General features: G+C 44.4%; 12 protein-coding genes. 10 read left to right on the plus strand and 2 right to left on the minus strand.

Features of this window, described 5'->3' with window-relative positions; all coding sequences use genetic code 11:
- Positions 1–17 precede the first annotated feature (17 nt).
- The 5 genes from ampD to lpdA all read left to right on the plus strand — a co-directional run bounded on the left by ampD (position 18) and on the right by lpdA (position 8,061).
- The gene (gene ampD / locus R7Q39_RS08185; protein WP_042521337.1) at positions 18–569 is read left to right on the plus strand and encodes a 1,6-anhydro-N-acetylmuramyl-L-alanine amidase AmpD; all 552 of its coding nucleotides are present in this window, start codon (positions 18–20) and stop codon (positions 567–569) included.
- 405 nt (positions 570–974) lie between these two features.
- Complete coding sequence (pdhR, locus tag R7Q39_RS08190; RefSeq protein WP_005379989.1) at positions 975–1,742, plus strand: pyruvate dehydrogenase complex transcriptional repressor PdhR; 768 nt, start codon at positions 975–977, stop codon at positions 1,740–1,742.
- A 48-nt stretch (positions 1,743–1,790) separates the two neighbouring features.
- A complete protein-coding gene (gene aceE, locus R7Q39_RS08195) occupies positions 1,791–4,454 on the plus strand; it encodes a pyruvate dehydrogenase (acetyl-transferring), homodimeric type (protein WP_005386612.1) in 2,664 nt (887 codons plus the stop codon).
- 19 nt (positions 4,455–4,473) lie between these two features.
- Positions 4,474–6,366 carry a pyruvate dehydrogenase complex dihydrolipoyllysine-residue acetyltransferase gene (aceF, locus tag R7Q39_RS08200; protein WP_132936923.1) on the plus strand — a complete coding sequence of 631 codons (1,893 nt, stop codon included), beginning with the start codon at positions 4,474–4,476 and terminating at the stop codon, positions 6,364–6,366.
- A gap of 267 nt (positions 6,367–6,633) precedes the next feature.
- Complete coding sequence (gene lpdA / locus R7Q39_RS08205) at positions 6,634–8,061, plus strand: dihydrolipoyl dehydrogenase (protein WP_005379993.1); 1,428 nt, start codon at positions 6,634–6,636, stop codon at positions 8,059–8,061.
- A gap of 145 nt (positions 8,062–8,206) precedes the next feature.
- Here lpdA and opaR read toward each other — a convergent pair whose 3' ends face one another.
- Positions 8,207–8,821, minus strand: coding sequence for a transcriptional regulator OpaR (gene opaR / locus R7Q39_RS08210; RefSeq protein WP_005379994.1), 615 nt, complete (start codon positions 8,819–8,821; stop codon positions 8,207–8,209).
- 319 nt (positions 8,822–9,140) lie between these two features.
- Between opaR and hpt the strand changes: the two genes are divergently transcribed.
- Positions 9,141–9,671, plus strand: coding sequence for a hypoxanthine phosphoribosyltransferase (gene hpt, locus R7Q39_RS08215; protein ID WP_005379995.1), 531 nt, complete (start codon positions 9,141–9,143; stop codon positions 9,669–9,671).
- 78 nt (positions 9,672–9,749) lie between these two features.
- Here hpt and can read toward each other — a convergent pair whose 3' ends face one another.
- On the minus strand, positions 9,750–10,418 hold the full coding sequence (can, locus tag R7Q39_RS08220) for a carbonate dehydratase (RefSeq protein WP_005379996.1): 669 nt from the start codon (positions 10,416–10,418) through the stop codon (positions 9,750–9,752).
- Between the two features lie 281 nt (positions 10,419–10,699).
- On the opposite strand from can, the gene R7Q39_RS08225 reads away from it, so the two are divergent.
- From R7Q39_RS08225 to R7Q39_RS08240, 4 genes are all read left to right on the plus strand, one after another.
- Positions 10,700–12,370, plus strand: a complete 1,671-nt coding sequence (locus R7Q39_RS08225; RefSeq protein ID WP_005379997.1) for a SulP family inorganic anion transporter — start codon at positions 10,700–10,702, stop codon at positions 12,368–12,370.
- A gap of 250 nt (positions 12,371–12,620) precedes the next feature.
- Positions 12,621–13,538: an ABC transporter ATP-binding protein gene (locus R7Q39_RS08230; RefSeq protein WP_005380000.1), complete on the plus strand. Its 918-nt coding sequence runs from the start codon at positions 12,621–12,623 to the stop codon at positions 13,536–13,538.
- Positions 13,539–14,309 (plus strand): ABC transporter permease, encoded by a 771-nt coding sequence (locus R7Q39_RS08235; protein ID WP_005380002.1) that lies wholly within the window; start codon positions 13,539–13,541, stop codon positions 14,307–14,309.
- Positions 14,310–14,436: 127 nt separating this feature from the next.
- Positions 14,437–15,366: a Kdo(2)-lipid IV(A) acyltransferase gene (locus R7Q39_RS08240; RefSeq protein WP_053304122.1), complete on the plus strand. Its 930-nt coding sequence runs from the start codon at positions 14,437–14,439 to the stop codon at positions 15,364–15,366.
- Positions 15,367–15,410: the final 44 nt, after the last annotated feature.

The following is a 15,410-nucleotide window of genomic DNA, read 5'->3' on the forward strand; positions in this document are numbered from 1 at the left end:
AAAGTAGAGAGGTTGATATGCGCCCAATTATCGAGAATGGCTGGCTGACACAGGCAAAGCATGTTCCGTCACCATTTTTTGATGCCCGCTCTGATATAAACGACATCTCTCTGCTGGTGGTACACAACATCAGTTTGCCTCCTGGGCAGTTTGGTGGACCATATATAGAGGACTTCTTCACTGGCAAGCTAGACCCAAATGAACATCCATTTTTTGAAGTTATTCACAAAATGGGCGTTTCTGCACATTGCTTGATTAAAAGAAACGGCGAGGTTGTTCAATTTGTTTCTTTTCTTGATAGAGCATGGCATGCCGGTCAATCCAGTTTCGCGGGCAGGGAGCGTTGTAATGACTATTCCATTGGTATCGAGCTTGAAGGGACAGAATTTACTGCCTACACAGAAGCGCAATATCAATCACTTGCAGAGATTACTGAGGTGATTATGCAGTCTTATCCTCAAATCACCCCGCCACGAATTACCGGTCATCAATATATTGCGCCCTTGAGAAAAAGCGATCCTGGTCTAAGCTTTGATTGGGTGAAATATAGACTGCTTATACAGCGTTGATTTGTAGCGAAAGTGTAAATTCAAAAAAGCGAAATAAATAAGGCATACGATCAGGTATGCCTTTTTTTGATACCAGAAATATTAATGATTGTTAAAAGTTAACTACATTTTTACGCTCGCACATGCCGTTTTGGTGAATAAATAGACTGATAATTTTGTCATTTTCTGTATTTCTTTTCCAAAACTGCTAGCACGTCGACTTCCCATTTGTATGCTTTATGTAATTGGTCATACCAATTCTATTGCTGTTTTAACAGTCGATTGTTATCAGAGTGTTGGAAGTAAGCTCGTTCTATGATTTAGGTCAATTTTCGGCTGGACAGTGGCGTTTTAATTATGTTAATTTCTGCACCAACTTAAAATTGGTATTACCAATTACCTGCAAGAGTAGAAGAACAATAAATTATGGCTTATCAAAGGATTCGTCAGCCAAAACTCTCTGATGTTATAGAACAAGAGTTAGAAAGGTTGATAGTGGAAGGAACATTGTCTCCGGGGCAACAACTGCCTCCAGAGCGTGAACTGGCAAAACAGTTCGATGTGTCTCGTCCTTCAGTCCGAGAAGCCATTCAACGCTTGGAAGCGAAGCGTTTGTTGACTCGTCGCCAAGGTGGCGGAACATTCGTAAGTGAGAATATCTGGAAGAGCTTTTCAGATCCCTTGTTGAATTTGTTGTCTAGTCATTCTGAAACCCAGCTTGATGTGCTTGAGTCTCGTCATGCGATGGAAGGAATTTCAGCCTACTTTGCAGCTTTACGTGGTACCGAAGAAGATTTTGCGCGTATTCAAGGTTGCCTTGAGCGCATTAGCCAAGAGCAAGCAAACAACGATATCGAAGCTGAATCTGCGGAAGTAATGCAATTTTTGATCGCTTTGACAGAAGCCGCGCACAACGTGGTTTTGTTGCACATTGTTCGAAGCTTAGCACCTTTGCTTGAGCAAAATATTCTACAAAATTTTAAATTACTACGTCGCCGCCCAGAAGCGGTCGAGAAAGTCAGTAAACACCGAGCCAATATCGTGGATGCGATTGTTTCTGGTCAGCCTGAAAAGGCGCGAGAAATGTCCCACTCGCACTTGGCTTACATCGAAGAAACATTGTTGGATTTGACTCGAGAAGAGTCTCGACGAGAGCGTTCTCTACGTCGAATTCAGCAGGGTAATGACTCGTAAGAGCGTTACTTAAATAAGTAGATCCAACCAACAGAAGGATAGATCGCCATGTCTGATATGAAGCATGACGTAGATGCACTGGAAACTCAAGAATGGCTACAAGCGCTTGAGTCAGTTGTACGTGAAGAAGGTCTAGAGCGTGCTCAATTCCTATTAGAGCAAGTTCTAGATAAAGCACGTCTAGACGGTGTTGATATGCCAACAGGTATCACAACTAACTACATCAACACGATTCCTGCAGACCAAGAACCAGCATACCCAGGTGACACAACACTTGAGCGTCGTATTCGCTCAATTATTCGTTGGAACGCTATCATGATCGTTCTACGTGCATCTAAGAAAGACCTAGAGCTAGGCGGCCACATGGCGTCTTTCCAGTCTTCTGCTGCGTTCTACGAGACATGTTTCAACCACTTCTTCCGTGCACCAAACGAGAAGGATGGTGGCGACCTAGTTTACTACCAAGGTCACATTTCACCAGGTATCTACTCACGTGCATTCGTTGAAGGTCGTCTAACTGAAGAGCAGCTAGACAACTTCCGTCAAGAAGTAGACGGCAAAGGTATTCCTTCATACCCGCACCCTAAACTGATGCCTGAATTCTGGCAGTTCCCGACAGTATCGATGGGCCTAGGTCCAATCGCTTCTATCTACCAAGCTCGTTTCCTTAAGTACCTAGAAGGCCGTGGTCTTAAAGATACTTCAGAACAGCGCGTTTACGCGTTCCTAGGTGACGGTGAGATGGATGAGCCAGAATCACGTGGTGCTATCTCTTTCGCTGCGCGTGAGAAACTAGACAACCTATGCTTCCTAATCAACTGTAACCTACAGCGTCTAGATGGCCCTGTAATGGGTAACGGTAAGATCATTCAAGAACTTGAAGGTCTGTTCAAAGGTGCTGGTTGGAACGTAGTGAAGGTAATCTGGGGTAACAACTGGGATTCACTACTAGCTAAAGATACGACTGGTAAGCTTCTACAGCTTATGAATGAAACGATCGACGGCGACTACCAAACATTCAAATCAAAAGATGGCGCGTACGTACGTGAGCACTTCTTTGGTAAGTACCCAGAGACAGCTGCACTTGTTGCTGACATGACTGATGACGAAATCTTCGCACTTAAGCGTGGTGGTCACGAGTCTTCTAAGCTATACGCGGCATACAAAAACGCGGCAGAAACTAAAGGTCGTCCAACAGTAATCCTAGCTAAGACTGTTAAAGGTTACGGCATGGGTGAAGCGGCTGAAGGTAAGAACATCGCGCACCAAGTTAAGAAGATGGACATGACTCACGTACTACACCTACGTGACCGTCTAGGTCTTCAAGACATCCTAACTGACGAAGCAGTGAAAGAACTTCCGTACCTGAAACTTGAAGAAGGTTCAAAAGAGTACGAATACCTACACGCTCGTCGTAAAGCGCTACACGGCTACACGCCACAGCGTCTACCAAAATTCACTCAAGAATTCATCGTTCCTGAGCTAGAAGAATTCAAGCCACTACTAGAAGAACAGAAGCGTGATATCTCTTCTACTATGGCATTCGTACGTGCGCTAAACGTTCTACTTAAGAACAAGAACATTGGTAAGAACATCGTTCCTATCATTGCTGACGAAGCACGTACATTCGGTATGGAAGGTCTGTTCCGTCAAATCGGTATCTACAACCCGCACGGCCAAACTTACACACCAGAAGACCGTGGCGTTGTTTCTTACTACAAAGAAGCGACTTCAGGTCAGGTTCTACAAGAAGGTATCAACGAGCTAGGTGCTATGTCTTCATGGGTTGCTGCTGCGACTTCATACTCGACAAACGACCTACCAATGATCCCGTTCTACATCTACTACTCAATGTTCGGCTTCCAACGTGTTGGCGACATGGCGTGGATGGCTGGTGACCAACAAGCACGTGGTTTCCTACTAGGTGCAACTGCGGGTCGTACAACGTTGAACGGTGAAGGTCTACAGCACGAAGACGGCCACTCGCACATTTTGGCGGGTACGGTTCCTAACTGTATTTCTTACGACCCAACATTCGCGTACGAAGTAGCAGTAATCATGCAAGACGGTATCCGTCGCATGTACGGTCCAGAACAAGAAAACGTGTTCTACTACCTAACGCTAATGAACGAAAACTACGCAATGCCAGCAATGCCAGAAGGCGCTGAAGAAGGCATCCGTAAAGGTATCTACAAGCTAGAAACTTACACGGGCGACAAAGCGAAAGTTCAGCTAATGAGCTCTGGTACTATCATGAATGAAGTACGTAAAGCAGCTCAAATCCTAAGCGAAGATTACGGTGTTGCTTCTGATGTTTACTCTGTAACGTCATTCAACGAACTAACTCGCGATGGCCAAGATGCAGAGCGTTTCAACATGCTTCACCCAGAAGCGGAAGCGAAAGTACCTTACATCCAAACAGTAATGGGTACTGAACCTGCTATCGCAGCAACTGACTACATGAAGAACTACGCAGAGCAGGTTCGTGCATACATTCCTGCTGAGTCTTTCAAAGTTCTTGGTACTGATGGCTTCGGTCGTTCAGACAGCCGTGAAAACCTACGTCGTCACTTCGAAGTGAACGCAGGTTACGTAGTAGTAGCAGCGCTAACTGAACTAGCGAAACGTGGCGAAGTTGAGAAATCTGTAGTTGCAGAAGCAATTAAGAAATTCGACATCGACACAGAGAAAACAAACCCGCTATACGCTTAATTAAGAAGGTAGATAAGAAATGGCAATCGAAATTAATGTACCAGACATCGGTGCGGATGAGGTTGAAGTTACTGAGATTCTTGTAAGCGTTGGCGACAAGGTTGAAGAAGAGCAGTCTCTGATCACAGTTGAAGGCGATAAAGCTTCTATGGAAGTTCCTGCTTCTCAAGCGGGTATCGTTAAAGAAATCAAAGTTGCAGAAGGCGACAAGGTTTCTACTGGTTCTCTAATCATGATTTTCGAAGCCGAGGGTGCAGCTGACGCTGCACCTGCTCCTGCGGCAGAAGCAGCTCCAGCAGCAGCTCCAGCTCCAGCAGCAGCGGCAGAACTAAAAGAAGTTCACGTACCAGACATCGGTGGTGATGAAGTAGAAGTTACTGAAATCATGGTTGCCGTTGGCGACAGCATCGAAGAAGAGCAATCTCTTCTAACTGTTGAAGGCGACAAAGCTTCTATGGAAGTTCCAGCGCCATTCGCAGGTACTCTAAAAGAGATCAAAGTTGCAGCAGGCGATAAAGTATCGACTGGCTCACTTATCATGGTGTTCGAAACAGCAGGTTCAGGCGCTCCAGCAGCACCAGCGGCTGCTGAAGCTCCTGCGGCAGCAGCTCCAGCAGCGTCTGCGGCAAAAGAAGTGAACGTTCCAGATATCGGCGGCGACGAAGTTGAAGTTACTGAGATCATGGTTGCTGTTGGCGACACAGTGGAAGAAGAGCAATCTCTAATCACTGTTGAAGGTGACAAAGCTTCTATGGAAGTTCCTGCACCATTCGCTGGCACAGTTAAAGAAATCAAGATTGCAGCTGGCGACAAAGTGTCTACTGGCTCACTAATCATGGTATTCGAAGTGGCGGGTGCAGCACCTGCTCCTGCAGCAGCTCCAGCTCAAGCGGCAGCACCTGCAGCTCCGGCTCCTAAAGCAGAAGCTCCAGCGGCAGCAGCTCCAGCAGCGACTGGCGATTTCAAAGAAAACGATGAGTACGCTCACGCGTCTCCAGTTGTTCGTCGTCTAGCGCGTGAATTTGGCGTTAATCTTTCTAAGGTTAAAGGTTCTGGTCGTAAGAGCCGTATCCTAAAAGAAGACGTTCAAGCTTACGTGAAAGATGCACTTAAGCGTCTTGAGTCTGGCGCAGGTGCAGCAGCATCTGGCAAAGGCGACGGCGCGGCTCTTGGTCTACTACCATGGCCAAAAGTGGACTTCAGCAAGTTTGGTGAGACAGAAGTTCAACCGCTATCTCGCATTAAGAAGATCTCTGGCGCAAACCTACACCGTAACTGGGTAATGATCCCGCACGTTACACAGTGGGATAACGCAGACATCACTGCTCTTGAAGCATTCCGTAAAGAGCAAAACGCGATTGAAGCGAAGAAAGACACTGGCATGAAGATCACACCACTTGTGTTCATCATGAAAGCGGTAGCTAAAGCGCTTGAAGCGTTCCCAGCGTTCAACTCTTCTCTATCAGAAGACGGTGAGAGCCTAATTCTGAAGAAATACGTGAATGTTGGTATCGCGGTAGATACACCAAACGGTCTAGTTGTTCCTGTATTTAAAGACGTGAACAAGAAAGGCATCTACGAGCTATCTGAAGAGCTAATGGTGGTTTCTAAGAAAGCACGTGCTGGTAAGCTAACTGCGGCTGACATGCAAGGTGGCTGTTTCACTATCTCTAGCCTAGGCGGTATCGGCGGTACAGCGTTTACTCCAATCGTAAACGCACCAGAAGTTGGTATCCTAGGTGTGTCTAAGTCAGAAATGAAACCGGTATGGAACGGTAAAGAGTTCGAACCGCGTCTACAACTTCCACTGTCTCTATCATACGACCACCGTGTGATCGATGGTGCTGAAGGTGCGCGCTTCATCACTTACCTAAACTCATGTCTATCTGACATTCGTCGTCTAGTTCTGTAATAGAAATTAGATGAATGAGAGGCGGCAACTTAGCCGCCTCTGCTAATCATAATTACCGACAATTTGGTTATCAGCCTTGCTTCGTTCAGGGTTTTCACAATCGAATTGTTGTCTAGCTCACAGGCTAAATTGATTTACTTTTCACACCATTAACATCTCTGTAAACTGTTAGCGGTCTGAAAATAACTGTTTAAAACAAATCTCTCTTAAACATAAAAAATCGATACCCACTCAGCCTGTTAGGGATAATGACTACAAGAGGTCAAAATGAGCAAAGAAATTAAAGCCCAAGTTGTTGTACTTGGTTCTGGTCCTGCTGGTTACTCCGCTGCATTCCGTTGTGCGGACTTAGGTCTTGAAACTGTACTAGTTGAACGTTACAGCACGCTTGGCGGTGTATGTCTGAACGTGGGTTGTATCCCATCTAAAGCACTGCTTCACGTTTCTAAAGTAATTGAAGAAGCGAAAGCGATGGCTGACCACGGCGTTGTGTTCGGTGAGCCTCAAACAGACATCAGCAAAATCCGCATCTGGAAAGAAAAAGTTGTTAACCAACTAACTGGCGGCCTAAGCGGTATGGCTAAGATGCGTAACGTAACAGTAGTTAACGGTTACGGTAAGTTCACTGGCCCTAACTCTATCCTTGTAGAAGGCGAAGGTGAGCCAACAGTTGTTAACTTTGACAACGCAATCGTTGCGGCTGGTTCTCGTCCAATCAAACTGCCATTTATCCCGCATGAAGACCCACGTATTTGGGACTCTACTGACGCTCTAGAACTAAAAGAAGTGCCAGAAAAACTGCTTATCATGGGCGGTGGTATCATCGGTCTAGAAATGGGTACGGTTTACCACTCTCTAGGTTCTAAAGTTGAAGTTGTTGAAATGTTTGACCAGGTAATTCCTGCAGCAGACAAAGATATCGTGAAAGTATTTACTAAGCGTATTAAAGACAAGTTCAAGCTAATGCTAGAAACGAAAGTAACAGCAGTTGAAGCAAAAGAAGACGGTATCTACGTTTCAATGGAAGGCAAGAAAGCGCCAGCTGAAGCTGAGCGTTACGATGCGGTTCTAGTTGCTATCGGTCGTGTACCAAATGGTAAGCTAATCGACGGTGAAAAAGCGGGTCTAGAAATTGACGAGCGCGGCTTCATCAACGTTGATAAGCAAATGCGTACTAACGTTCCTCACATCTTCGCGATCGGTGATATCGTTGGTCAACCAATGCTTGCTCACAAAGGTGTGCATGAAGGTCACGTAGCTGCTGAAGTTATCTCTGGTAAGAAGCACTACTTCGACCCTAAAGTTATCCCTTCAATTGCGTACACTGAGCCAGAAGTGGCTTGGGTTGGTAAGACTGAAAAAGAAGCGAAAGAAGAAGGCATCAAGTACGAAGTAGCAACATTCCCATGGGCAGCATCAGGTCGTGCAATCGCATCTGACTGTGCAGACGGTATGACTAAGCTAATCTTCGACAAAGAAACTCACCGCGTAATCGGTGGTGCTATCGTTGGTACTAACGGTGGTGAACTACTTGGTGAAATCGGCCTTGCAATTGAGATGGGCTGTGATGCAGAAGATATCGCTCTGACTATCCACGCTCACCCAACTCTACACGAGTCTGTAGGTCTAGCTGCTGAAGTATTTGAAGGTTCAATCACTGACCTGCCAAACAAAAAAGCAGTTAAGAAGAAGTAAGCTTTTTCTGACTGAATGATAGAAGCCGCTGCATTGCAGCGGTTTTTTTATGCTTGTTATATAGAAATATAAATGTGTGCTTAGCTGACAGCAGACAATAAAAAGCCCACCAAACGGTGGGCTGACATATATTACGAGCTAAGCTTTAGTGTTCACGGTTGTAAATGCAAAGCATATCTAAGTATGAATTCACTAGATGTTTCAGCTCCGCTTCACCTTTAGCGCGGTTCGCTTGGACAAACAGTGAGTAACAAATACCGTGGAACAGGTTTGCCAAGTGTTCTGAATCGTGCTGGTCACACACTTCGCCACGTTCAATTGCTTTAATGAACATGTTTTGTACCAGCAACTGGTTAGTACGGTTAGTTGAAACAAACAATGGCCATACTTCGTCACGTGTTGAAGCACTCCACTCGAACCATACTTTTAGCCAGTGACAATCTTGGCTGACAAGCTCGATCATCGCATTAGTAATATTGGCGATGTTTTCACGTGCATGTAAGTCTAGGTCTATGTTATCCGATAGGAAGTTTGAGAACTGACGTACGACGTGATTGAGAACTTCATCCACCAAGTCTTCGCGTGTAGGGAAGTAGTTAAAAACAGTCGCTACAGAAACTTGAGCAATTTCTGCGATATCTGCGTGACCACCACGACCGATGCCGCGGCGCGCAAATACTTCCAATGCGATTTCCATTAACTGTTGCTTACGCTTAATTGGAGAAAGCCTAGTTCTAGGTCTCTTTGCAATTGAGTCCATATCCATTTTCCTTGCCATTTGAGTTGATATTGGGGGTAACCCCCTAATTGATTATTTTAATAGTTGCTTAAAGCAGTGATGAGTGTAATGGTGCATATGCACAAGGTCAACATCTGTAGAACAATTTATATACAGTAATGTCATTATTATTGATAAATTTAGCTATGAACTTTATAAAACTAAGACCTTCTTCCAAGATTTTTTGGCAACAGGATGCGACTTTCAACCCAATGAACGTGGTGATACACTACACGCCGTAAGATTAGGTGATCGTTTGCGTGCGACTTACCTCAACCCACAAATTTAGATTGAGCACAGTATGAAACATACAATAGAAGTCATGATTTCTGAGCAAGAAGTTCAGGAGCGAGTTCGTGAATTAGGCAAACAAATTACAGAGCGTTATCAAGGTAGTGAAGATCTTGTGTTGGTAGGCTTATTGCGTGGCTCATTTGTATTTATGGCAGACTTGGCACGTGCTATCGAACTGACTCACCAAGTTGATTTTATGACAGCGTCAAGCTACGGCAACACGATGGAAAGCTCACGTGACGTTCGTATCTTGAAAGATTTGGATGATGACATCAAAGGTAAAGACATTCTGCTTGTTGAAGACATCATTGACACTGGTAACACACTAAATAAAATCCGTGAGATTCTTTCGCTACGTGAGCCGAAGTCTATCGCGATTTGTACGCTCCTAGATAAGCCATCTCGTCGTGAAGTGAATGTTCCTGTGGATTGGATTGGTTTCGAAATTCCAGATGAATTTGTCGTTGGGGTGGGTATTGATTACGCGCAGAAATACCGCCACTTACCATACATCGGTAAAGTTGTACCTCAAGAATAATCATTGAGAGCAGCATTAAAAATATAAAAAAAACGCCCATCTAAGATGGGCGTTTTTTGTTCAACTTTTAGATATGACTTAGCGACAAAGCAGCTTGTTATCTGTATTTAGAATCGTCGAAAGAGCTTTCTGGTAAGACGCTTCTACGGTTTCCTTAGAGTTAGAACGAATGCCTAAGTACTCTAAGCGACCATCTTCAATTCCGTATACCACACCATGAATTTCAACATCTTGTCCACGCTCCCAAGCGTTTTGCAGGATGGTTGAGTTACCCAAGTTGTACACTTGCTCTGCAACATTAAGCTCGCCTAGTTTATCCGCTCGATCTTGTTGCGGCATTTGATCTAGGTAAGTGCGGTGTTTGAAATAGATATCTCTGATATGTAACAGCCAATTATTAATAAGACCTAGCTTAGGGTTATCAATGGCTGCATTTACGCCACCACATCCATAGTGTCCACAGACAATGATGTGTTTAACCTTAAGAACGTCTACGGCGTACTGGACGACGGATAGACAGTTGAGATCAGTATGGATAACTTGGTTTGCAACATTCCGATGAACAAAGAGTTCACCTGAGTATAGTCCGGTTAGTCGCTCGGCAGGGACGCGGCTATCAGAGCAGCCAATCCAAAGAAAATCAGGCTTTTGCCCCTCAGCGAGTTTTGCGAAGTATTCAGGTCGATCAGATTTGATCTCTTGAGACCATTTCGAATTGTTTTCAAATAACTGTTTTATTTCCGGCATTTTGCAAACTACTTCCCTTAAAAGACAAAATCGCTGCCGCTGTTTGTGTGCACATGCAAGCGATCAGTGTTGTAACTATACACAATGTTACAATTTCGATCTCGTTAAATATTCGTCAGATAGGACTCATCTGACTAGTTTTCATTAAGAAAAAAGTAAAATCTGATGAAACTATTTGTGGTGTGAATTTAGGCTTAATCTATTTATGGTTTAAATTTTCGCCTAGCTCGTTAAAGTAGTGATATTTTACTTTTTAAAATTGAATGCAGGGAAAATCAGCAGTGTTCGGTAGTCGTTTTGAAGATATCAATTTCAAAGGGGATGTATTTGGCGGGGTAACCACGGCGATTATCTCTCTCCCTCTGGCGTTAGCGTTTGGTGTTGCATCCGGAGCCGGTGCTGAGGCCGGCCTTTGGGGAGCAATAATGGTCGGTTTGTTTGCCTCGTTATTTGGTGGTTCTAATACGTTAATATCAGAACCGACAGGGCCAATGACGGTAATCATGACCGCAGTATTAACCAGTATGATGGCGAAATACCCAGAAACGGGCATGGCTATGACTTTCACGGTTGTCATGATGGCTGGCGCGTTCCAAATCCTATTGGGGACGTTAAAACTGGGTAAATACGTTACCTTAATGCCTTATAGCGTTATTTCCGGGTTTATGTCTGGCATTGGTGTGATTCTTATCATTCTGCAGTTATCGCCTTTGATGGGGCATGCTGCGCCTTCAGGGGGAGTACTCGGAACGTTATCTGCTTTGCCGGAGACCATTTCTAACCTTAAGTTCAGTGAGTTGTTTTTGGGACTACTGACTTTGGGGATTCTTTTTTTCTTCCCTAAGCAATATCGTAAATACGTTCCTGCACAGCTCGTGGCATTGGTCGCGGTGACTTTATTGTCTGTGATTCTCTTTGATACAGAAGATATTCGTCGTATCGGTGAAATTCCTGCTGGGTTACCTTCTCTCGTCGCCCCTTATATTGACACAGATATGTTTGTCGAGATGGTCATTGATGCATTAGTGCTCGGCACATTAGGTTGTATTGATACTTTGTTAACGGCGGTTATCGGTGACTCATTAACTCGTAAAGAACACGACTCAGATAAAGAGCTGCGAGGTCAAGGGTTAGCTAACATGATCTCAGGCTTGTTTGGTGCGCTGCCGGGGGCGGGGGCTACCATGGGGACGGTAACGAATATCCAAGTTGGGGCTCGTTCGCCATTATCTGGTGTGATTCGTGCACTAATGTTGGCGTTGGTTGTACTGGTTGCTGGCGGGTTAACAGAGCCAATCCCGATGGCTGTGTTAGCAGGCATTGCGGTGTATGTTGGCTTTAACATCCTAGACTGGAGCTTTATTCAGAGGGCACATAAGGTAAGCTTTTCCGGAATGGCGGTGATGTATGGCGTTATGTTGCTTACAGTATTCGTTGATCTTATCGTTGCGGTGGGTTTAGGCGTCTTTATCTCGAACATTATCATCATCGAGCGTTTGAGCCGAGAGCAGGCGCGACAAGTAAAAGCGATCAGCGACGCGGATGAAGATGATGTGCCGCTGACTGACAGCGAGCGTGGCTTGTTGGATCGTGCGAATGGTAAAGTGCTGTTCTTTTATCTTTCCGGTCCGATGATCTTTAGTGTTTCTAAAGCCATTTCACGTCAGCACTCTAGTATTTCGGACTATGACGTGATGATTCTCGATCTTACGGATGTACCAATGATTGATGTGACCGTCGGTTTGGCGTTAGAGAATGCGATTAAGGATGCTCTCGATGCCAATTGTGCCGTGTATTTATTATGCCCGAATGAGCGAACACGAGAACAGCTAGAGAAATTCCATGTGATTGACCTTGTGCCTGATGAAAATATGTACCAATTCCGTTACGAAGCATTGAATGCGGCGGTGGCACATGTTGAGGCAGACCAGTATCAGCGCATAACGGCGTAATCATTCTGACAGTTAAAAACGCAGCAGTGTCCTGTTGCGTTTTTTTATGCTCTATTTTGTCTTACTCAGAGATAACCTTTACAAGGTAAGGGTTATATTTCCAATATTATCGAAAGGTTTATTTGTAATCATCGTTATTCAACGATAAACTGATGGACCTCCAATACGATACCCAAGGCGATTTTGTAGTAAACCGCTGCTAAATATGAGTCGGTATTAGTAATCACAAACAAACGGCAATCAAGACCTTATGTACGCATTAGAAATTGAACAACTGCGCAAGACGTATGCAGGTGGCTTTGAGGCGTTAAAAGGTATAAGTCTCCAAGTGAAAAAGGGTGACTTCTACGCGCTTCTGGGTCCCAATGGTGCAGGAAAATCGACCACGATTGGCATCATTTCCTCCTTAGTGAATAAAACCTCCGGAACGACGAAAGTTTTCGGTTATGACATTGATACCGACCTCGAATTGGCCAAGCAGAATTTAGGCTTGGTGCCACAAGAGTTCAACTTCAACCAGTTTGAAACCGTTGAGCAAATTGTGATGCAGCAAGCTGGCTATTACGGTGTGTCTAAAGTGTTAGCCAAAGAAAGAGCAGAAAAATACCTGAAAAAATTGGATTTATGGGAAAAACGCCAAGAGCGTGCTCGTAACCTATCCGGTGGGATGAAGCGTCGTTTAATGATCGCAAGAGCTTTGATGCACGAGCCGCAATTACTCATTTTAGATGAACCAACGGCTGGAGTGGATATTGAACTACGCCGCTCAATGTGGGGGTTTCTGAAAGAGATCAACCAAGAGCAAGGAATTACGATTATTTTAACGACACACTACCTAGAAGAAGCGGAGATGCTGTGTCGAAATATCGGCATTATTAATCGTGGTGAGCTGATTGAAAATACCACCATGAAGGCGTTACTAGGTAAGCTAAGCGTCGAGACATTTATCTTGGATATTGAGTCAGAAGTCGAGGTGCCTGAGCTTGAAGGTGTTAATCGACAAAGTATTGTTGATGGCTCTTTAGAGATAGAACTAGATAAGAGCCAAGGATTGAATTCGGTATTCAGTCAGTTAACAGAGCATGGCATTAAAGTTCTCTCAATGCGTAACAAAGCCAACCGACTTGAAGAGTTGTTTGTCAGCATTGTAAGAGAGGGGAGTAATTAAATGTACGGTTTATATTGGACGGCATTTCGCAGCTTGCTGAGCAAAGAAGTCACTCGTTTTACACGTATTTGGGTGCAAACCTTAGTGCCGCCAGCCATTACGATGACGTTGTACTTCATCATTTTCGGTAATCTTATTGGCTCTCGAATTGGTGAGATGAGCGGCTTTAGTTACATGGAGTACATTGTTCCAGGTTTGATCATGATGTCGGTGATCACCAACTCATACTCGAATGTTGCGTCTTCATTCTTTAGTGCAAAGCTACAGAAGAATATTGAAGAACTGCTGGTGGCACCGGTACCAAACTATGTGATTATTGCTGGCTATGTGATGGGCGGCGTGACTCGAGGTTTGTTGGTCGGTGCAATTGTTACTTGTGTGTCACTTTTGTTCGTTGATTTGCAAGTGGAGCACTGGGGCATTATTGTCGCGACTGTCTTCATGACGTCGGTGGTATTTGCTCTCGGTGGCTTGATCAATGCGGTTTACGCAAAAACATTTGATGATATTTCGATCATCCCTACGTTTGTATTGACTCCTCTAACTTACTTGGGAGGTGTCTTTTATTCGATTAGTCTTCTGCCTGAATTTTGGCAAGGCGTTTCTAAGATCAACCCAATCGTCTACATGGTGAATGCGTTCCGTTACGGCTTTTTAGGTGTCTCGGATGTAGGCATTATCACTTCATTTAGTGTACTTGCAGTGTTTGTTGTTGCACTGTATGCCATTGCGCATTATCTAGTAACCAAAGGGATTGGGCTAAGAAGCTAAGCCATTCTCATAAAGCAAAGAGCGGCGATTCACGCTGCTCTTTCGCATGCATAACAATACATACCCATACAATTTTTCGGTTTTTATCATGGTAGGTTTCAATCATTTGTAATAAATGAGTGATCCTATGAATATTGTCCCGCCGCCGCCTTTCTCCTATCAGTTACTTAAGCCCAAATATTGGTCTGTATGGCTGGCATTTGGATCTTTAGCGATTCTTGTTAATGTACTGCCATACGTAGTATTGCGAATCTTAGGTAGAAGCATCGGCTGTATTGCGATGCATGTAATGAAGCGCCGACACAAGATCGCTCTGCGTAATCTCCAGCTGTGTTTCCCTGATTTTACGGATTGGCAATGTAAGGACGTAGTACGAAAAAACTTTCAATATACTGGAATGGCGATCATCGAAACCGGTATCGCTTGGTTTTGGCCAGATTGGCGGATACGTCGGATAACCTCTATTGTTGGAAAAGATCGTTTACTCGCTGAGGAAAAGAATGGACGTGGTGTGTTGGTGGTGTGCAGTCACCATTTAAACTTGGAGATAACCGCTCGTATTTTTAGCCAGTTTGCCCAAGGTTATGGCGTTTATCGCCCAAATTCGAATCCTGCTTATGAGTTTATTCAACATCGAGGTCGAACTCGTTTTGGACATCAAATGATTGATCGAAAAGACGTGAAATCAATGCTCAAAGTTCTGAAAAATGGTCATCGACTTTGGTATTTGCCCGACCATGATTATGGCGTTAGCCATTCTGTTTTTGCGCCGTTTTTTGCTGTTGAACAAGCGGCGAGTACCGTCGGGTCTAGTGTTCTCATTGATGCAACAAAGTGCGCGGTTATATCTGGCGTTACAGTGAGTAAAAATCACCATTACACGCTGTACATTGGAAAAGACATTAGCGAGCGTTTCGAGAGACGTAATGCGGTTAAAGCGGCAAGCATCTTGAATCAAGAGCTTGAGAAAATGATAAAACGTGATATTCCAGCGTGGATGTGGCTGCACAAGCGGTTTAAAACTCGCCCTGAAGGGTTAGATTGCGTCTATACGTAGAGTATAAAAAAGGTCGACTAAGAGTCGACCTTTTTACTTTTATG

Source organism: Vibrio sp. 947 (genome assembly GCF_033339115.1).
Classification (GTDB): Bacteria; Pseudomonadota; Gammaproteobacteria; order Enterobacterales; family Vibrionaceae; genus Vibrio; species Vibrio alginolyticus.

Coding starts and splice junctions, on each gene's coding strand:
- ampD (WP_042521337.1), top strand. CDS start 18: ATGCGCCCAATTATCGAGAATGGCTGGCTGACACAGGCAAAGCATGTT.
- pdhR (WP_005379989.1), top strand. CDS start 975: ATGGCTTATCAAAGGATTCGTCAGCCAAAACTCTCTGATGTTATAGAA.
- aceE (WP_005386612.1), top strand. CDS start 1,791: ATGTCTGATATGAAGCATGACGTAGATGCACTGGAAACTCAAGAATGG.
- aceF (WP_132936923.1), top strand. CDS start 4,474: ATGGCAATCGAAATTAATGTACCAGACATCGGTGCGGATGAGGTTGAA.
- lpdA (WP_005379993.1), top strand. CDS start 6,634: ATGAGCAAAGAAATTAAAGCCCAAGTTGTTGTACTTGGTTCTGGTCCT.
- opaR (WP_005379994.1), bottom strand. CDS start 8,821: ATGGACTCAATTGCAAAGAGACCTAGAACTAGGCTTTCTCCAATTAAG.
- hpt (WP_005379995.1), top strand. CDS start 9,141: ATGAAACATACAATAGAAGTCATGATTTCTGAGCAAGAAGTTCAGGAG.
- can (WP_005379996.1), bottom strand. CDS start 10,418: ATGCCGGAAATAAAACAGTTATTTGAAAACAATTCGAAATGGTCTCAA.
- R7Q39_RS08230 (WP_005380000.1), top strand. CDS start 12,621: ATGTACGCATTAGAAATTGAACAACTGCGCAAGACGTATGCAGGTGGC.
- R7Q39_RS08235 (WP_005380002.1), top strand. CDS start 13,539: ATGTACGGTTTATATTGGACGGCATTTCGCAGCTTGCTGAGCAAAGAA.
- R7Q39_RS08240 (WP_053304122.1), top strand. CDS start 14,437: ATGAATATTGTCCCGCCGCCGCCTTTCTCCTATCAGTTACTTAAGCCC.